Below are 18374 nucleotides of genomic sequence, written 5' to 3'. Positions count from 1 at the left end.
TCCGCCTGACGCCTCTCCAGCCCCGCCCCCTCGGCGAACGAATATCGGACGGATGCTCGTTTTTCGGACGATCCGAAGTGGATCATCCGAAAAACGAGCATCCGTCCGAAATACGCGGCGCATCCGTCCGAAATACGGGGGCGGCCCGTCCGAAACACGGGACGCATCCGTCACCGACACGCGGGCGGTCCGTCCGAGGATCGGATGCCGCGCCGGGCGGCGCCGACGATCAGACGAGCGTCTCCTGCCAGGCCGCGTGCAGCTGGGCGAACTTGCCCGTGCCGCCGATCAGCGTCGCGGGGGTGTCGTCCTCGATGATGCGGCCGTGCTCCATCACGAGCACGCGGTCGGCGATCGCCACGGTCGACAGACGGTGGGCGATGATGATCGCCGTGCGGTCCTTGAGCAGCGTCTGCAGCGCATCCTGGATGAGGCGCTCCGACGGGATGTCCAGCGACGCCGTCGCCTCGTCCAGGATCAGCACCGCCGGGTCCGCGAGGAACGCCCTGGCGAACGAGATCAGCTGACGCTGCCCCGCCGAGACCCGACCGCCGCGCTTGTTCACGTCGGTGCCGTAGCCGTCGGGGAGGGACGAGATGAACTCGTCGGCCCCCACCGCCCGCGCGGCCGCGCGGATCTCGTCGAGCGTCGCATCGGGCTTGCCGAGCGCGATGTTGTCGGCGACCGTCCCGCTGAACAGGTAGGCCTCCTGCGTCACCATCACGATGGCGCGGCGCAGATCCTTGGGGTGGAGCTTGCGCAGATCCACCCCGTCGAGGGTCACCCGCCCCTGGGAGGGGTCGTAGAACCGCGAGATGAGCTTCGCCAGCGTGGACTTGCCCGCACCGGTGGTCCCGACGAGCGCGATCGTCTGCCCGGCGGGGATGTCGAGCGAGAAGTTCGGCAGGATCGTCTTCTCACCGCTGTAGCCGAAGGTGACCTCGTCGAACTCGATGTGACCGCGGGACTCCCACAGGTCGACCGGCTTCTCGGGATCGGGCACGCTCGGCACCTCTTCGAGAACGCCCGACACCTTCTCCAGCGCCGCTGTCGCGGACTGGTAGGAGTTCAGGAACATCGCGATCTCCTGCATGGGCGCGAAGAAGTTGCGCACGTACAGCACGGCCGAGAGCAGCACACCCACGCTCAGCGCGCCGTCGGAGACGCGGATGCCGCCCCACAGCACGACGAGTCCGAGCGTGAGAGCGGCCACGCCCATCAGACCGGGCTCGAACGTGCCGAACAGCAGCATCGAGCGACGGTTCACGTCGCGGTAGTCACCGGCCACCTTCTGGAAGGCGGCGTCGTTGCGCGGCTCCTTGCGGAACGCCTTGACGGCGCGGATGCCGGTCATCGTCTCGACGAACTGCACGATCACCTTGGCGCTGATCACACGGGACTCGCGGTACACGAGCTGCGAGCGGGTGTAGAACCAGCGCATCAGGAAGAACAGCGGGATGCCGGCGAGCGCGAGGATCACGCCCGACTGCCAGTCCCACACGCACAGGGCGATGAAGGTGAAGACGCCGAAGAGCACGCCGGAGACGAGCTCGTTCAGCCCGCCGTCGAGCAGCTCCTTGATCGAGTCGAGGTCGCTGGTCTGGCGCGAGATGATGCGACCGGACGTGTACGACTCGTGGAACTCGAGGCTCAGCCGCTGCGTGTGCAGGAAGATCCGCTTGCGCAGGTCGAGCAGCACCGCCTGGGTGATCCGCGCCGCGATCATCACGTACCACGCGATGAGGACGGCGGCGAAGAGCCCGGCGAACAAATAGGCGAGACCGACCATGAAGGTCGGCATCCAGTCGGCGTGGTCGAGCACGGCGGGCAGCGCCCTGTCGAGGCCGATGCTGATGAGGATCGGCCCCGCCACCTGCAGCGCGGTCGAGACGACCAGCACGGCGGCGGCGAGCACGATCTGCGGGCGCAGCGGCACGACGAGCGAGCCGAGCAGCCGCAGCGAACGACGGCGGATGGCCTGGCTCTCCTCTCGCGTGTAGCGGGAGCGGTCCTCATCCTGGGTTCCGGTGATCGCGGAGCTCATGCCTGCACCTCCTTCTCGCTGATCAGGTCTTCGTCGGCGGCGGCATCCTCTCGGATCCCCTCCTGCACGACCTCGTCGATCTCGTCTGCCGTGTCGCGGATGACGGGGATCGTCCCGGTCCGCGCCGCCTCCTCGGCCTCCAGGCTGGAGATGACGTGGCGGTAGTGGCGGCTCGACTTCAGCAGCTCGGCATGGGTGCCGACGGCCGTGATGCGGCCGGCTTCCAGCAGGGCGACCCGATCGGCGAGCGCGACCGTCGACGGACGGTGCGCGACGATCATCGCGGTCGTGTCGGCGAGCACGTGGCGCAGCGCCTCCTCGACGAGAGCCTCGGTGTCGACGTCGAGAGCCGAGAGCGGGTCGTCGAGGACGAGCACCTTCGGCTTCGCCGCGACGGCGCGGGCGAGGGCGAGACGCTGGCGCTGGCCACCGGAGAGGCTCAGCCCCTCCTCGCCGATGATGGTCTCGACGCCCTCGGGCAGCGCATCGACGAAGGCCGCCTGCGCCACGTCGAGCGCCTCCCGGAGCACCCGTTCGGCCTCTTCGCTGTGCACGTCGAGGTCGGCGCGACCGAGCAGCACGTTCTCCCGGACGGATGCCGAGAACAGCGTCGCGTCCTCGAAGGCCATCGCGATGTGCTGGCGCAGCTCGGCGAGCGTGAGGTCGCGCACGTCGACGCCGTCGAGCGTCACGCGGCCTCCGGTGACGTCGTAGAGACGCGCAGGCAGAGTGGTGAGCGTGGTCTTGCCGCTGCCCGTGAGCCCGACGAGGGCCATGGTCTCGCCGGGGCGCAGCACGAGGTCGATGCCGTCGAGCAGGTCGCGCTCCGAGGCCCCCGCATCCTGGTAGCGGAAGTGGGCCGCCTCGAAGGCGAGCTCGCCGCGCGGCTTCTCGATGCTCACCGGGTGCTCCGGATCGGTGATCGAATTCGTCTCGGAGTAGATGTCGAACACGCGGTCGGTCGCCGTCCTGGCGTCGAGCATGAACGAGAACAGGAAGCCGATCGACTCGATCGGCCAGCGCAGCACCACGGCCATCGCGAAGAACGCGAAGAGCTCAGGCACCTCGATGGCGCCCTGCGAGATCAGCCAGATGCCCGACATCAGGCTGAGGCCGAACGCGATCTGCGGCATGAGGTCGAGCCAGAACCAGATCGACGCGATCGCGCCGGCCTTGCTCATCTCGGTCTCGCGGAGCGTCTCGGCCTGACGGCTGAAGCGGCTCAGCGCGTGCTTGCCCCGGCCGAAGGCCTTGAGCACGCGGATGCCGTGCACGCTCTCCTCGACGCTGGTGGCGAGGTCTCCCGCCTGATCCTGACTGCGGCGGGTGAGCGCGCCGTAGCGCTTCTCGAACAGGTAGCCGCGGATCCAGAGCGGGACGGCCGTGACGAGGAAGATCGTGCCGAGCAGCCAGTGCCAGCGGAACAGCAGCACCGAGCCGATGATGATCGTGAGGACGTTGACGACGAGCAGCACGAGGCCGAACGCGAGCCAGCGGCGGATGAGGCCGATGTCCTGCATCATGCGGCTGAGCAGCTGTCCCGACTGCCAGCGGTCGTGGAAGGCCACCGGCAGCGTCTGCAGGCGCGAGTAGAGGTCGGTGCGCATCTTGTACTCGACCTCGGTGGCGGGGTTGAGCACGAACTGGCGACGCAGCCACACCATCACGGCCTCGCCGACGGCGAGACCGAACACGGCGAGCGCGCCCCAGCCGATGGCGCCGAGGTCGCCGGACTGCACCGGACCGCGGATGATCTGCTCGAGGACGATGGGGATCATCAGGGCGATGATCGCTGCGGCGAGCGCGCTCGCGGCACCGCCGGCGAGTCGCCAGATGACCGGCTTGACGAAGGGCTTGAGACGCCACAGCGCCGCCGGCGTGGACAGGGAGGACGAGTGCGAGATGTTCTGCGATGAAGACGAGGAAGACATGTCTCTCAGACGAGTTTCGTATGGAAAGCGGTTGCTGAACGGGGCGGGCGCGTGAGACGGACTCTGAGAGTCCGGGCGTCCGATGCGGAGAGGCGGGTGGCTCTAGATGAAGAGCGGGCGCGCCGGGGTCGAGCCGAGAGCTGCGATCCGCGCGGTGGCGATCGTGGTCATGGTGTCCTCCTCAGGGGCTCGGTGGCGTCGGCCGGTCGGCGCGAAGCCCTCCAGCCTATTCCTGTGAACAAGCTGAGCACAAGAGGAATTCCGAACTCTTCGAAAAGAACCTTTCGTCCATCGAGCCCGACCAACGGAGGCCGTCGCGTTCGGTCGTTCCGACAGCCAGCTCGCGTCGGCAGCGTCGCAGGATGGATCCGCAGGGAATCGGCATGCCACAGCAAGGGAGCAGCGATGCCAGAACGCACCGCCGCCATGATCGCGGACATCCAGCACCTGGTGCGGTGCGAGTCCCCGTCCGACGATCTCGTCGCGGTCTCTCGGAGCGCGGATGCCGTCGCCGCCCTGGGCGCGAGGCTTCTCGGCGCCGATCCGGAGCGCATCGTGCTCGACGGCTGCACGCACCTGCGGTGGCGCTTCGGCGAGGGCGCGAAGGTTCTTCTGCTCGGCCATCACGACACCGTCTGGCCGCTCTCCACGATCGTCACCCACCCCGCCGACGTCGAGGACGGCGTGCTCCGCGGCCCCGGCTCCTTCGACATGAAGGCAGGCCTGGTGATCGCGTTCCATGCGCTCGCCGCCCTCGACGACCTCGACGGCGTGACCCTGCTGATCACCGGCGACGAGGAACCGGGCTCGCACACCTCGCGCTCCCTCATCGAGGAGGAGGCCGCCCGGTGCGCTGCGGCCCTCGTGCTCGAAGCCGCCGGCCCCGGCGGCGCGCTCAAGACCGAGCGCAAGGGCGTCTCCCGCTACGAGGTGCACGTCACGGGGCGCGCGGCCCACGCCGGCCTCGAGCCAGAGCAGGGCGTCAACGCGACGATCGAGCTCTCGCACCAGATCCAGGCCGTCGCCGATCTCGCGGCTCCCGACCTCGGCACCACCGTGACCCCCACGCGCATGCGCGGCGGCACGACCTCGAACACCGTCCCCGCGCACGCGTCGTTCATGGTCGACGTCCGCGCCCGCTCCGCGCGCGAGCAGCAGCGCACCCACGAGGCGATGCTCGCGCTCGCACCCCGCATCCACGGCGCCGTCATCACGGTCGAGGGCGGCATCAACCGTCCTCCCCTGCAGGCCGACGCCTCCGCGGCGCTCTTCGACCGCGCCCGCGGGCTCGCCGAGCGCCTCGGCATCCGCCCCCTGGAGTCGATCGCGGTCGGCGGGGCATCCGACGGCAACTTCACGGCGGGCGTCGGCACTCCGACCCTCGACGGGCTCGGCGCTGTCGGCGGCGGCGCGCACGCCGACGACGAGCACGTGATCGTGGCCGAGCTGCCCGACCGCACCCGGCTGCTGACGGCGCTGGTCGCCGACCTGCTGCAGGACGAGCACGCCGTCCGTGCTCCTGAGACGGCCCGGCGATGACCATCTCGGAGCGGGCGGACGCCGACGCCCTCGCCGCGGAGCACGCATCGGGTCTGCACATCCGCCTCATCGACGACATCGACGAGCACGCGGCGGTGCGCTCACTGATCGAGCAGGTCTGGCGCACCGGGGAGCGCAATCCGCCGGTGACCGCCGACATGCTCAGCGCGATGCGCGCGGCGGGCGGCTACGTCAGCGGCGCCTTCGACGAGCACGGTCTCGCCGCCGCATGCCTCGGCTTCTTCGCACCGCCCGCCGAGCGGCGCCTGCACAGCCACATCGCCGGAGCGCTGCCCCGCACCCGCGGCTCCGGCATCGGCTTCGCGCTCAAGCTCCATCAGCGGGCGTGGGCGCTGCACCAGGGCGCCGAGACGATCACCTGGACCTTCGACCCGCTGATCCGCCGCAACGCCTACTTCAACCTCGGCAAGCTCGGCGCCGGCGTCGGCGCCTACCTCCCCGACCTGTACGGCACGATGGACGACGCGATCAACCGCGACGACATCACCGACCGCGTGATGGCGAGGTGGTCGCTGACGGCTCCGGCATCCGTCGCCGCGGCGGGCGGGCACCCGCGTCTGTCGAGCATCGCGGACGAGACCGATGCCGCGATCGGCCTCAGCGCCGACGGCGACGAGCGCCCCGTCGACGGGCGCACGGACGCCGCGACCGTGCTCATCGCCGTGCCCGCCGACATGGAGGCGATGCGCGAGCAGGACCCGCGGAGGGCGGCCGACTGGCGCCTGGCGATCAGGCGCACCCTCGGCGCCCTCATCGCGGAGGGAGCGACCGTGCGCGGATTCGACCGCGCCGGCTGGTACATCGTCGACCGCGGACCGGTCGGCAGAACGGAGATCTCATGAAGCTCGAAGGCGTGGAGATCCTCCACATCGCGATGCCGCTGGTGGGTGCCTTCCGCACCTCGTTCGGCACCGAGGCCGTGCGCGAGACCCTGCTGCTGCGCGCGGTCACCGACGAGGCCGAGGGGTGGGGCGAGAGCGGGGCCAGCGAGGCGCCGCTCTACTCCGGCGAGCACACGCACGGCGTCGCGGATGTGCTCGCACGGCACCTCATCCCCGCTCTCGCCGCAGCGCCCGACCTCGACGCGCACAGCGTCGCCCCTGCACTCTCGGCCTTCAAGGAGAACCGCCTCGCGAAGGCCGCGCTGGAGACCGCGATCCTGGACGCGGACCTGAAGGCCCGCGGCATCCCCCTCTCCTACGCGCTCGGCGCGGTGCGGCGCTCCGTCGCCTCCGGGGTCTCCGTGGGCATCGCCGACTCGATCCCCGACCTCCTCGACACCGTCGACGGGTACCTCGCCGACGGCTACCTGCGCATCAAGCTGAAGATCGAGCCGGGGTGGGACGTGGAGCCGGTGCGCGCGGTGCGCGAGCGGTTCGGCGACATCATGCTGCAGGTCGACGCGAACGCGAGCTACGAGCGCAGCGACATCGACGACCTCCTCGCCCTCGACGACTTCGACCTCTCGCTGGTCGAGCAGCCGCTGCCGGCCGACGACCTGCTCGGCCACGCGATGCTGGGGCGCCGTCTCGCCACGCCCATCTGCCTCGACGAGTCCATCGTGTCGGCCAGAGCCGCGGCGACCGCGATCGAACTGGGCGCCTGCCGCATCGTCAACATCAAGGCCGGGCGCGTGGGCGGCTATCTGGAGGCCCGACGCATCCACGACGTCTGCGCTGCGCACGGGGTGCCCGTGTGGTGCGGAGGGATGCTGGAGACCGGCGTCGGCCGGGCCGCCAACGTCGCCCTCGCCGCCCTCCCCGGCTTCACGCTCCCCGGCGACACGTCTGCCTCCGAGCGCTACTTCGCCGAGGACATCACGGAGCCGTTCCGACTCGTGGACGGGCACCTCGCGGTGCCCACCGGCCCGGGAATCGGCGTGTCCCCCGCCCCCGACGCGCTCGCCCGCTTCACGGTGTCGCGGCAGTGGGTCCCGGTCCGATGAACGCCCGGTGCGCGGTGCTAGCCTCACAAGAATGCGAGCCGCGATGAACCACCGGCCCCAGGCGAGCCTCGTGCACGTCATGGAGGAGCTCGGCGGCACCCTGCTCGAGGTGGTCGCCGGAGAGGTCAGCGCCGACCGCACGATCGAGGCGGTGGCGATCCACGACCCCCGCGACGAGCCGGAGGCCCCGCGCAACGCGATCGTGCTCGGCGTCGGCCTCGAGCAGAGCGACGACGTCGTGCAGGTGCTCACGCGGCTCGGGCTCAGCGGGGCGGCCGGTCTCGTCGTGCGCGCGCCCTTCGCCGCCGACGACGAGCTCCGTGCCGCGGCGCACCGCGCGGGTGTCGTGCTCTTCTCGCTCTCCCCCGGCACCACCTGGGCTCACCTGGCCGGTCTGTTCCGTGCCCTGATGACCCCCGGGGGTCCTGACGACGCGCGACCCGTGACGTTCGGCGGCATCCTCGCGGGCGACCTCTTCGCGATGGCCAATGCGATCGCAGCCCTGCTCGAGGCGCCCGTGACGATCGAGGACCGCAACTCCCAGCTGCTGGCGTTCTCGCACGCGCAGGAGAGCGCGGCGCCCCGCGGCAGGCAGCTCCCCCCGCACTACACCCGCCTGCTGGAGGAGACCGGCGTCTTCCAGGAGATCAGCCGCAGCGACGACCCCGTCGAGGTGGCGCCGTCGAGCGAGACAGCAGACAGCCGCCGCACCGTCATGGCCGTGCGCGCCGGCGACGAGGTGCTCGGGACGATCTGGGTCGCCTCTCCCACGCCTCTCAGCGAGGAGCATGTGCGCGTGCTCCGCGACTCGGCGAAGCTCGTCGCGATGCACATGGTCTGGCAGCGCACGGATGCCGACGTGGAGCGGCGCCTGCGGGCCGATCAGCTGCGCAGCGTGCTCGACGGCGGCCCGACCGCCGCGGAAGCCGCCCGCCGGCTCGGCCTCCGCGAGGAGCCCGCGGTCGTGCTCGCCCTCTCGCTGCACGCGCCGGCGACCGATCAGCTGCCCCACGCCGCCCTCGCCGCGGAGCGCAAGCGCGTCGCCGACGCCTTCTCCGTGCATCTGCTGTTCGCGCATCCCCGTTCGACGGTCGGGCTCATCGGCGAGGTCGCCTACGGCGTGCTGCCGGTGACCGCGACGACGACGGATGCCGAGGAGAGCGCTGTGCGCCTCGCGAACGAGTTCCTCACCAGGGTGCGCTCCTCGCAGCAGCCGTTCATCGGCATCGGCAGCGTGGTACAGGAGACCGCGCAGCTCCCCCGCTCCCGCTCCAGCGCCGATCGCGCCCTCCGCGTGCTGCGGGCCGGGGTCGCCGAGCGGCAGGTCGCCCGTCTGGAGGACGTGCACGCCGAATCGCTGCTCCTGGAGCTCGCCGGCTCGTCCCGGGATGTGCCGTCCGGTCCGCTCGCGCGCCTCATGGCCTACGACGATTCGCACCAGGCGAGCCTCGTCGACACGCTGCGCGCGTGGCTCGATGCGATGGGCGACGTCACGCTGGCGTCCGCCGCGATGTTCGTGCACCAGAACACGTTCCGCTACCGGCTGCGCCGCGTCGCCGAGGTCGGACGGCTCGATCTCGACGATCCGAACGCGCGCTTCGCCGTGCAGCTGCAGCTGCGCCTGCTGGCGATCACGACCGAGCGCTGAGTCCGAGCGCGCCCATCAGGCACGCGAGCCACTCGGCATCCTGCGCCCGCAGCACCTCGGGGCTCGTGCCCGCGCCGTGACCTGCGTTCTCGAAGACGTGCAGCAGGACGGGCTCGTCGCCGCGCTGCGCGGCCTGCATCCTCGCGACGAACTTGCGCGCCTGCGCCGGAGGACACCGCGGATCGGTGGCCCCCGCCTGCACGTAGACGAGCGGGTACTCCGCCTCGACCACGCGCTCGTACGGAGACGACCGGCGCAGCCGCTCGACGTCGACGGGATCGTCGGGGTCGCCCCACGCCTTGCGGATCACGAACTCGAGGTAGGGGATGCGGATGCCGCCGATGAGATCGAGCAGCGGCGACCGCGGCAGCACGGCGCGCCACAGCTGCGGAGCGGTCGTCACGGCGACGCCGCACATCAGCCCGCCGTCGGATCCGCCCGTCAGCGCCAGCATCCGCGGTGCGCTGATCCCTCTGGCGATCAGGTCGTCGGCGACGGCGCGCAGATCGCCGTCGCGCACGCCTCTCCGCTCCCGGTCGGCGCCGCGGAACCAGTCGCGGCCGAACTCGCCGCCGCCACGGAGGTACGCCTGGATCAACGTGCCCCCCGCTGCGACGAACGCCGCGAGGTCGAGCTGGTACTTCGGCAGGGTGGGGATGCCCGCGGCGCCGTATGCGGAGATCAGCGCGGGGGCCGGTGCTGTCGCCGCGCCGGCCGGACGCACCACGTGGTACGGGATCGGCGTGCCGTCGGGGGCCGTCGCACAGAGGTACTCGACCTCGGCGTCGACGGCGACCAGCGGGGCGAGGAGCTGGTCGATCCCGACGGCTCCAGGGCGGTGCCGGTACGCGCCCCACGACGTCGTGAGGGTCGAGAACGTGAAGAGGAACTCGCCGCTGCCGTCGTCGGGGTCGAGACCGGTGAGCGGGAAGAACGCACCCCCCAGGGCGCCGTCTGCCGGGAGCGGCACGGCGCCCGCGTCGGAGCCGTCGGCGCGCAGCACGCGCACGCGCGCGGCCGTGTCGGCGAAGCCGCTGAGGTACAGATGCCCTCCCACCGGGGTCAGGGAGCGCAGCACCGTGTCTCCCTCGGGGACGAGCACGCGCCAGGTCGTCGGGTCCTCGGGCGCCGATGCATCGAGCGGGATCGCGACGACCCGGCCGCGCGCCGCACCGTGATCGGTGACGGCGATGTACTCGTCGCCGACGATGTGCCCGGCGATCGTGTCGGCGCAGTCGTGGATGAAGGCCCGCCACGGCGTGCCCGCGTGCAGGTCCCTCACGGCGACCGGGATCGGCGTTCCCACGCGATGGCTCGCGACCGCCCAGCGTCCGTCGGCGGAGAACTGGATGCGGGTGTACTCCCGCGAGCCGTCGGGAACGGGGATCGCCTCGACGGAGGACGCCCCTCTCTCGCCGAGCGCGCGGCGGTACACGACCTGACGGAAGCCCTCGGCGGTCCCGGCGAGCGCGAGGAAGAAGAACCCCGAGCCGTCGGGCAGCCAGGAGACCCCGCCGGCCCACGAGCTGTGCAGCACCTCGGGCGGAGCGTCAGCGCGCAGCGCTCCGGTGGCGACGTCGACGAGACGGATCGTGTTGTGCTCACTGCCGTCGGTGCACACGCCGAGGGCGAGCACCTCGCCATCGGGCGACGGCGCGAACCACGAGAGCACGGCGGGGCGCCCGGGCTCGTCGAACAGCGCGAGCGAGACCAGCGCCCTGCCGGCGCCGTACGGCTCGTCGCTCACGACGACCGCCCCGCTCTCCACCCGGAACCATCGACCTCCGCCGTGCCGCGGAAGCTCCGGACGGGAGCCGAGCTCGTGCCTCTCGATCAGCGCCAGCGCGGCGTCCGTCCGTCCACCGGCGTCGATCGTCGCGATCGCGAGCTCGGCCTGCGCGCGCTGCCAGTCGTGCACCTCCGCGCTGTCCGCCTCGAGCCATCGGTAGGGATCAGGGATCTGGACGCCCGCGACCTCCTCGACGACGTCGTCCGTGCGCGTCGGCGGATAGATCCGGCTCATGCCTCCGACCGCCCTGGAGCATCGAACTCCGCGCGCAGACGCTCGAAGGCGCCGGGGGTCGGGCGGACCCGGTGCAGGTGCAGCAGGGCGTCGAAGCTCGCGGGGAAGTCGTCGACCCGCTCCAGGCTCCCGCTCGCCAGCATCCCCTCGACGCCGTCGAGAAGGGCCGCGTCGGCGCGAGAGAGATCAACGAGCACGGCATCCGCTCCGATCGCGTCCAGCCGCTCCTCGATCGATCCGGGCACGGTCCCGCGCTGACCGAGCGAGACGTCGCAGTCGAAGGGCCGCGGCGAGCGCTGCGTGAAGGTCACCACAGGGCCGGCGCCGTACGTCATGCCGATGACGCGGAGGTCCGCCCCGAGTGCGGAAGAGAGGAGGGCGCCCATCATGGGCCTCCCGTCGAGCGGGGTGCGGCGGACGTGGCCGTTGTGCGCGTAGACGAGGATCCTCTTCTCGCGCGCCGCGATCCACTCGACGGTCTCGGCCATGAACGTCTCGCGGGGGTAGGGGCCCGCGTCGTCATCCCCGTCGAGCTCCGCGAGATACGCGTCGATCGACGCGGCGCAGCGCAGCGCGATCTCGTCGCCGTCCTCACGGACCCGGGCGATCAGTGCGCGCAGGGACTCCGCGAACTCCGTGCGCTGCCCGTCCGACATCGAGGCGTAGGCGATGGCGGCCTCCGTGCGGCCGCCGAGGTCGGCGACGCGCTGCAGCTCCTCGTCGCCGTCGCGCGCCGGGATCCGGGCGAGGCAGGCGCGCACGGCCGGCCCCGGCGAGGTGGAGGAGCCGGGCAGGTCCATTCCGTAGAAGCGGATGCCGCCGCCTGCGGCGTTCCACTCCCGCATCCACTCCAGCTGCCGCCAGAGCGACTCCGACTCCCCGAAGCGGTAGGTGATGCCCTCCCTGGCGATGTCCTGCACGGCGCCGGGGCCGCCGCGGATCCACTCGTCCACGAGCAGCCCCTCTGCGAAGCCCGACTCCATCACGAACGCCGTGACGCCGTGATCGCGCACGAGGGTGCGCAGAAAGGCGTCGCCGTAGGCCGTGAACTCGACGATGCTGTGGGCGCCCTCGCCGAGCGCGACCACCCTGGACGCGCCGATGAGCGCGCCGATCGCGGCGGAGCCGGGGAGCTCCGGATGCGCGAGGTCGATCTCGGGGATCGGCTGCGCGTACGCGGCGGTCTGCGCGCTCATCGGCGGGTCCCTACTGCTTCTCGGTGAAGTACCACTGCTCCGGAGAGTAGACGAACTTCAGGAGCGATCGGAAGGTCGAGGGAGGACCCGACAGCGTGTCCTTCCAGACGATCAGATTGTCGGGCGTCGGGAAGAAGAGCACCGGAAGGTCCTTCGACAGCATCGTGACCTCGGCGCTGAGCGCGGTCGGGTCTGAACCGAACGTGCTCGCCTCGATCAGCGCGTCGGCCTCGGGGTTGCTGTAGCTGCCCAGGTTGAAGCTGCCGCCCGTGTTGAAGGCGTTGTTGCTGGTCGGGTACGCGGTCTGCACGAAGGCGCCGAAGTCCTGCATGGCCCACTCGTCGGCGTTGTCCGGCGCGTAGCTGTTGCCGTAGTTCTCGTACATGTAGTTCAGCGACTTCGTCACGATCTTCGCCTCGATGCCGAGCTTCTTGAGCTGGGAGACGAACGCGAGATCCCGAGCGCCCACGTAGGCGGGCTCGTTGGCGGAGGCGATCGTGAAGGTGATCTTCTGCCCTTCGGGGATCCCCTCTCCGCACTCGTCGTCACCGGTGCCCGGCTTGACGCAGGTCGTGCCCTTCTCGGCATCCACCTTCCAGCCGTGATCGGTGAGGAGCTTCTCCGCCGCCTTCGGGTCGAAGGGGTACGTCGCCTCGTCGCCGAACTCCGGCGGGTACGCCGAGTTCAGACCGCCCGTGCTGTAGTTCTCCGTGGCGGTGCCGCTGTGGATGCCGCGGCTCTTGATGTACCCGGCCTGGTCGATCGAGTGCTGCAGCGCCTGGCGGATGTAGAGCTGCGCGATGACCTTGTCGAAGTTGTCGACGGTGTTCGCGAAGTTGAGGACGAGGCCGTCGAACCGGGCCGGCGACGGGGCGCCGTACACGTTGTAGCCCTTCTTCTTCAGGTCGTCGATCTTCGAGGCGTAACTGGCGTCCAGTCGGCCGACCGTGAGCGTGCCCGCCTCGTACTGGTTGTAGATCGCCGCAGCCGAGGTGAACGCCTTGAAGTCGACGCGCTCGATGGTCGAGTCCCCAGGGCCCGCGTACTCCTCGTTCGGCGTCAGGGAGAACGACCCCGTCGTCGGCTCGAACGCCGACAGCCGGTACGGGCCGTTCACGACCTGCCACAGCGGGTTCGTGGCGAACGTCGACTGGTCGGACGACTGCGCGGTGAGGTAGTGGTAGATCGCCGTGGCGTTCGCGGGGTCGCGGAAGTCGAGCACGGGCCCGCCGGTCTCGGCGATGCTCCAGTCGGCGGACGGCATGACGTAGAGCAGCTGCAGGAGCGACACCAGGTACGACGGGTTGTACGGCGTCTCGAAGGTCAGGGTGAGTGTGTGCGCATCCGCCGCCGTCGCCGTGACGCCGTCGGGGAACTGCCCCGGCGTGTAGAAGCTCCAGTTCGCGGGGCTGTCGGCGATCGCCGCCTTGAGGAGGTCGAAGGAGAACACGACGTCGTCGGCGGTGACGGGCTTGCCGTTGGACCAGGTGTAGTCCTTGAGCGTGATCGTGGCGGTGTGACCGTCGTCGCTGACGACCGGCGCCTCGGCGAGGCTGGTCGCCTCGTCGAAGGGCTCCCCCTCGAGGCTCGTGCGGTACAGCGCACGCCACATGAGGTCGTAGCCGATCACCGTTCCGCCGGCCTCGGCGGGAGGGAACGGGTAGATGTAGTTCGGGGTGAGGCCCGGCGTCAACGCGATCGTGACGACGCCCCCGTCGACGTGCGAGCTGCTCGCCTCGGGGATCTTGTCGTACGTCGCCGTATCGACCTGCGAGCTCGTGCCGGTGCAGCCGGTCAGTGCGAGCACCCCGGCCGTGGCCAGGGCGAGAAGGAGGCGTCCTCGCCTCCGCGGAACCTGCGACATGTGCGGTGCTCCTCGTTCGGGTTGAGATGATGGTCGGACCGATCGGGTGGTGCAGAGGTCCGATGCTCCGAGAGTGCAGCATCCCCGATGTCGGCCGTTCAGGGATCCCGACAGAATCGCGGGGCGTGATCCGTCGAGGCCTACACAGCCCCGCCGGGGTTCACAGGGATCGGTGCTCGATCGCGTCGCGGAGCGCGTCGCCGAGCAGGTTCAGCGCCAGCACGGTGAGCACGATGCACACGCCGACCGGGTAGATCAGCCACCAGTAGTCCGCCGCGAGGAACGTCACCCCGCTGGAGAGCTGACTGCCCCAGTCTGTCACCGGATAGCTCAGGCCGAAGCCGAGATAGCCGAGAGCGGCGAGCACGATGATCGAGTCGGCGACCTGGAAGGTCAGGTTCACGATGATCACCCCGAAGGTGTTCGGGATGAGGTGGCTGAAGATCAGGCGCCGGTTGCTCGCACCCATGAGGCGCGCGGCCGACACGAACTCCCTGACGCGGAGCGACAGCACCTCGCCGCGGATCAGCCGCGCCGCGACGAGCCAGGAGAAGCCGCCGATCACGAGGCTGAGGGTGAGCGGCGTGGCCGTGAAGCGCGCAGCGATGATGAGCACGAAGAACAGGAACGGGATCGACAGCAGCACGTCGACGACGCGCATCATGATGCCGTCGACGACGCCGCCGACGAGGCCCGCGACCGCTCCGTAGATCGTGCCGAGCGTGGTGGCGAACAGCGCGGCGAGCAGTCCGATCTGCAGCGACACCTGGCCGCCCTGCATGAGCCGGCCGAGCACGTCGAAGCCGTTGCTGTCCGTGCCGAGCGGGAAGCCCTCCCCCGGGGCGAGCGCGGCGTTGAGGAGGTCGACGTCGGTCTGGTTCGTGGGGTACACGAGCGGTCCGAGGTAGCAGAACAGCACCAGGCCGACGAGGATGAACACCCCCGCCATGCCCGGCTTGTTGCGCCACAGCGCCTTCAGCACCGCGGAGCGCGAGAGGGGGTTGCGCGTGGCGAGGACGGGGAGCTCCTCGGCCGCGATCTCCGCGCGTGCCGTGCTCATGCTCCCAGCTCGATCCGGCGGTCGGCGCGGGCGACGACGAGGTCGGCCACGAAGTTCCCTGCGACGGTGAGCGCACCGCCGATGAGCGTGTATGCCAGCAGCACCGGATAGTCCTCTCGGTGGAGGCTGTTCAGGAAGAGCAGCCCGAGTCCCGGGTAGTTGAAGACCGCCTCGACGATGAGATTGCCCGCGAGGAGGGTGGGGATCAGCACGCCGACGAGCGTGATGATCGGGGTGATCGCGTTGCGCAGCAGGTGCCGGGTGAGCACGATGCGCTCGGATGCGCCCTTCGCCCGCGCGACCTTGATGTAGTCCATGCCGAGCTGCTCGAGGGCAGAGGAGCGCTGGTACTGCGCGAACACCACGATGTTCGTGATCGCGAGGGTGATCAGCGGCAGCGCCATCGCCCTCGTGTCGGTGAACACGACCCACGGCGAGGTCGACTGCGACGCCTCGGCGGGGAACAGCGGGACGGTCTGGCTGAAGACGCCGATGAGCACCAGGGCGATGAGGAACGACGGCGTCGCGTACAGCAGGTACGACACCGACGTCGCGGCCCTGTCGACGAAGCGTCCACGACGGACCGCCTGCAGGATGCCGAGCGGGATCGCGATCACGAGGGCCAGCACCAGACCGCACAGCGAGAGCATCGCGCTGCGCGGCGCGTTCTGGAGCAGGAGGGTGCCGACCTCCTCGTTGAGCTTGTACGAGCGTCCGAGGTCGCCCTTCAGCAGCTGCAGCAGGTAGTCCCCGTACTGGATCAGCACGGGGCGGTCGTAGCCGTTCTCGCGGTTGAACGCGTCGACGGCCGCCTGCGTGGCCTGCTGACCGAGGACCGCGCGTCCGGGGCTGTCGGAGATCAGATGCAGCATGAGGAACACGACGAGCGAGATGCCCAGCAGCACCGCGAGGGACACCAGCACCCGGCGGGCGACGAACCAGATCATGCGTGCGCCTCCTCAGCGGGCGAACCGGTCTTCCGGAGCTTCGGCTGCAGGGGGAAGTGGCAGGCGACCCCGTGGTCGGCCCCGACGGCCTCGAGCGTCGGCTCCACGCTCGCGCACAGCTCCGTCGCCAGGGGGCAGCGGGTGCGGAAACGGCATCCGCTGGGCGGATCGAGCGGACTGGGCAGCTCGCCCCGCACCCGCTCGACCGGCGTCTCCACCAGGTCGGGGTCGGCAACGGGGACCGCGGCGAGGAGACCGGCCGTATAGGGGTGAGCGGGGCGGGCGTAGACCTCCTCGGTCTCGCCCACCTCGACCAGGGCGCCGAGGTACATCACGCCCACCCTGTCGACGAGGTAGCGCACGACGGCGAGGTCGTGCGAGATGACGACGCTGGAGAGGCCGCGCTCCCGCTGGATCGTGCGCATGAGGTTCAGCACCTGCGAGCGGATCGACACGTCGAGGGCGCTCACCGGCTCATCGGCGACGAGCACATCGGGGTCGAGCGCGAGGGCGCGGGCGAGGCCGATGCGCTGCCGCTGCCCTCCGGAGAGCTCATGAGGGTAGCGCTCCATGATCGAGGCGCCGAGGCCCACGCTCGCGAGCGACGCCAGCGCCTTCTCGGTGCGCTCGGCCGGAGTGCCGACGCCCTGGATGACCAGCGGCTCCCGCAGGATGTCGTCGATGCGCATCTTCGGGTCGAGGGACGCGTGCGAGTCCTGGAACATCATCTGCAGCTTCGCGCGACGCGGTCCCAGCTGCCTCGACCCGAGACCCGAGACGCGGGCGCCGTCGAGCAGCACCTCTCCCGAGGTCGGACGGTCGAGAGCCACGAGCATCCGCCCGAGGGACGACTTGCCGCAGCCGGACTCGCCGACCAGGCCGAACGCCTCCCCCGCTCTCACCTCGAAGCTCACGCCGGCGACGGCCTTGACGGAGCGCTTGCGTCCGAACAGTCCCTGGGCCGACACCGGATGCTCCTTGCGGAGGTCGACGACGCGGAGGCGCGGCACCGCGGTCTCCGTCCGCGGCTCCTGCGCGGCGAATCGACGCTGCACGGCCGTCTCCGACACGGTCGTCACCGGGTTCCAGCAGGAGAACACGTGCCCCTCCCCCGGGCCCGCGACGGAGACGGGCGTGTCGGTGCGGCACCGGTCGGTCGCCGCGGCGCAGCGGGCGGCGAAGCGGCATCCGACCTGCGGTTCCGCCGGGTCCGGAGGCGAGCCGGGGATGCTGAACAGCTCCACGTCCTTGTCCTGCGCCAGCGAGGGGATCGACGACAGCAGCGCGTGCGTGTACCGGTGGCGGGTGTGGTGGAAGAGATCGGGGGTGGCTCCGGTCTCCACCAGGCGCCCTCCGTACATCACGCCGACGCGATCGGCGTGCCGCGCGACGACGCCCATGTCGTGCGTCACGAGGATCATGGCCATGCCGAGCTGCTGCTTGAGCCCGCTCAGCAGCTCGAGGATCTCCGCCTGGATCGTGACGTCGAGGGCCGTGGTCGGCTCATCCGCGATGAGCACGCGCGGTTCGCAGATCAGCGCCATCGCGATCATCACGCGCTGACGCATGCCGCCGGACAGCTGGTGAGGGAAGTCGCCCATACGCTCGGACGGACGGGGGATGCCGACGAGTGCGAGCATCTCCTCCGCCCTCTTCCGCGCCGCCCTCTTCGAGAGCCCGCGGTGCAGCAGCAGGGGTTCGGCGACCTGGTCTCCGATGTTGCGCGTGGGGTTGAGCGAGGTCATCGAGTCCTGGAAGACCATCGAGATGTCGTTGCCGCGGATCGCCCGGTACTCGGCGGCGCCGAGACCGACCAGCTCGGTGCCGTCGAAGTCGATCGAGCCGCTCGTGATGCGCCCGCCGCCGGGCAGCATGCCCATCACGGCGAGACCCGTCATCGACTTGCCAGAGCCCGTCTCGCCGACGATGCCGAGGGTCTCCCCGCGGCTCAGCACGAGGTCGACGCCCGTCACGGGGCGCACGGTGCGACCCGACCGGTGGATCTCCACCGAGAGGTCTCGAATCGTCAGCATGCCGCGCTCCCTTGCGAACTACAGTGGCCTGCCCGCGGGGTCCAGGGCGGCCCTGCGTCATCCTCGATACTGCGGCAGAAGCCGCGCATGCCGTTCGTCGGAGCTGTCGAACGGAACCGGCCC

Annotated in this window: 12 protein-coding genes; 4 read left to right on the top strand and 8 right to left on the bottom strand. The window is 70.5% G+C overall.

All coding sequences use genetic code 11. The annotated features are described in order from the left end of the window. Nucleotides 1-229 precede the first annotated feature (229 nt). Nucleotides 230-2044 carry an ABC transporter ATP-binding protein gene (locus CQ047_RS02925; RefSeq protein WP_105672774.1) on the bottom strand — a complete coding sequence of 605 codons (1815 nt, stop codon included), beginning with the start codon at nt 2042-2044 and terminating at the stop codon, nt 230-232. Further along, complete coding sequence (locus tag CQ047_RS02920; protein WP_105672773.1) at nt 2041-3975, bottom strand: ABC transporter ATP-binding protein; 1935 nt, start codon at nt 3973-3975, stop codon at nt 2041-2043. Before CQ047_RS02920 ends, CQ047_RS02925 begins: the two co-directional genes overlap by 4 nt. Nucleotides 3976-4380: 405 nt before the next feature. Between CQ047_RS02920 and CQ047_RS02915 the strand changes: the two genes are divergently transcribed. The 4 genes from CQ047_RS02915 to CQ047_RS02900 are packed head-to-tail and all read left to right on the top strand — an operon-like array spanning nt 4381 to nt 9128. Then, the gene (locus tag CQ047_RS02915; RefSeq protein WP_105672772.1) at nt 4381-5514 is read left to right on the top strand and encodes a M20 family metallopeptidase; all 1134 of its coding nucleotides are present in this window, start codon (nt 4381-4383) and stop codon (nt 5512-5514) included. Further along, a complete protein-coding gene (locus CQ047_RS02910) occupies nt 5511-6377 on the top strand; it encodes a GNAT family N-acetyltransferase (RefSeq protein WP_105672771.1) in 867 nt (288 codons plus the stop codon). The genes CQ047_RS02915 and CQ047_RS02910 overlap by 4 nt, the downstream gene beginning before the upstream one ends. Then, nucleotides 6374-7480 carry an o-succinylbenzoate synthase gene (gene menC, locus CQ047_RS02905; protein WP_105672770.1) on the top strand — a complete coding sequence of 369 codons (1107 nt, stop codon included), beginning with the start codon at nt 6374-6376 and terminating at the stop codon, nt 7478-7480. The genes CQ047_RS02910 and menC overlap by 4 nt, the downstream gene beginning before the upstream one ends. A 43-nt stretch (nt 7481-7523) precedes the next feature. Further along, entirely contained in the window at nt 7524-9128 is a 1605-nt protein-coding gene (locus CQ047_RS02900; RefSeq protein ID WP_105672792.1) for a CdaR family transcriptional regulator, read from the top strand. Here CQ047_RS02900 and CQ047_RS02895 read toward each other — a convergent pair. The 6 genes from CQ047_RS02895 to CQ047_RS02870 all read right to left on the bottom strand — a co-directional run bounded on the left by CQ047_RS02895 (nt 9112) and on the right by CQ047_RS02870 (nt 18251). Then, on the bottom strand, nt 9112-11151 hold the full coding sequence (locus tag CQ047_RS02895; RefSeq protein WP_105672769.1) for a prolyl oligopeptidase family serine peptidase: 2040 nt from the start codon (nt 11149-11151) through the stop codon (nt 9112-9114). The genes CQ047_RS02900 and CQ047_RS02895 overlap by 17 nt on opposite strands. Next, nucleotides 11148-12347, bottom strand: coding sequence for an erythromycin esterase family protein (locus CQ047_RS02890; protein WP_105672768.1), 1200 nt, complete (start codon nt 12345-12347; stop codon nt 11148-11150). Before CQ047_RS02890 ends, CQ047_RS02895 begins: the two co-directional genes overlap by 4 nt. Before the next feature lie 10 nt (nt 12348-12357). Continuing rightward, nucleotides 12358-14211: an ABC transporter substrate-binding protein gene (locus CQ047_RS02885; protein ID WP_105672767.1), complete on the bottom strand. Its 1854-nt coding sequence runs from the start codon at nt 14209-14211 to the stop codon at nt 12358-12360. A 160-nt stretch (nt 14212-14371) separates the two neighbouring features. Beyond that, nucleotides 14372-15271, bottom strand: a complete 900-nt coding sequence (locus CQ047_RS02880) for an ABC transporter permease (RefSeq protein WP_105672766.1) — start codon at nt 15269-15271, stop codon at nt 14372-14374. Beyond that, nucleotides 15268-16218, bottom strand: coding sequence for an ABC transporter permease (locus CQ047_RS02875; RefSeq protein WP_105672765.1), 951 nt, complete (start codon nt 16216-16218; stop codon nt 15268-15270). The genes CQ047_RS02880 and CQ047_RS02875 overlap by 4 nt, the downstream gene beginning before the upstream one ends. Then, on the bottom strand, nt 16215-18251 hold the full coding sequence (locus CQ047_RS02870) for an ABC transporter ATP-binding protein (protein WP_105672764.1): 2037 nt from the start codon (nt 18249-18251) through the stop codon (nt 16215-16217). The genes CQ047_RS02875 and CQ047_RS02870 overlap by 4 nt, the downstream gene beginning before the upstream one ends. Nucleotides 18252-18374: the final 123 nt, after the last annotated feature.

Origin of the sequence: Microbacterium sp. MYb72, assembly GCF_002979415.1 — a bacterium.
GTDB classification, from domain to species: domain Bacteria; phylum Actinomycetota; class Actinomycetes; order Actinomycetales; family Microbacteriaceae; genus Microbacterium; species Microbacterium natoriense.
The sequence above is the reverse complement of the archived record's forward strand: the minus strand, read 5'-3'. Positions and strand labels throughout refer to the sequence as shown.

What these genes read in the sequence shown, in the direction of transcription:
- CQ047_RS02925 (WP_105672774.1), bottom strand. Translation starts at nt 2,044, where the DNA reads ATGAGCTCCGCGATCACCGGAACCCAGGATGAGGACCGCTCCCGCTAC.
- CQ047_RS02920 (WP_105672773.1), bottom strand. Translation starts at nt 3,975, where the DNA reads ATGTCTTCCTCGTCTTCATCGCAGAACATCTCGCACTCGTCCTCCCTG.
- CQ047_RS02915 (WP_105672772.1), top strand. Translation starts at nt 4,381, where the DNA reads ATGCCAGAACGCACCGCCGCCATGATCGCGGACATCCAGCACCTGGTG.
- CQ047_RS02910 (WP_105672771.1), top strand. Translation starts at nt 5,511, where the DNA reads ATGACCATCTCGGAGCGGGCGGACGCCGACGCCCTCGCCGCGGAGCAC.
- menC (WP_105672770.1), top strand. Translation starts at nt 6,374, where the DNA reads ATGAAGCTCGAAGGCGTGGAGATCCTCCACATCGCGATGCCGCTGGTG.
- CQ047_RS02900 (WP_105672792.1), top strand. Translation starts at nt 7,524, where the DNA reads ATGAACCACCGGCCCCAGGCGAGCCTCGTGCACGTCATGGAGGAGCTC.
- CQ047_RS02895 (WP_105672769.1), bottom strand. Translation starts at nt 11,151, where the DNA reads ATGAGCCGGATCTATCCGCCGACGCGCACGGACGACGTCGTCGAGGAG.
- CQ047_RS02890 (WP_105672768.1), bottom strand. Translation starts at nt 12,347, where the DNA reads ATGAGCGCGCAGACCGCCGCGTACGCGCAGCCGATCCCCGAGATCGAC.
- CQ047_RS02885 (WP_105672767.1), bottom strand. Translation starts at nt 14,211, where the DNA reads ATGTCGCAGGTTCCGCGGAGGCGAGGACGCCTCCTTCTCGCCCTGGCC.
- CQ047_RS02880 (WP_105672766.1), bottom strand. Translation starts at nt 15,271, where the DNA reads ATGAGCACGGCACGCGCGGAGATCGCGGCCGAGGAGCTCCCCGTCCTC.
- CQ047_RS02875 (WP_105672765.1), bottom strand. Translation starts at nt 16,218, where the DNA reads ATGATCTGGTTCGTCGCCCGCCGGGTGCTGGTGTCCCTCGCGGTGCTG.
- CQ047_RS02870 (WP_105672764.1), bottom strand. Translation starts at nt 18,251, where the DNA reads ATGCTGACGATTCGAGACCTCTCGGTGGAGATCCACCGGTCGGGTCGC.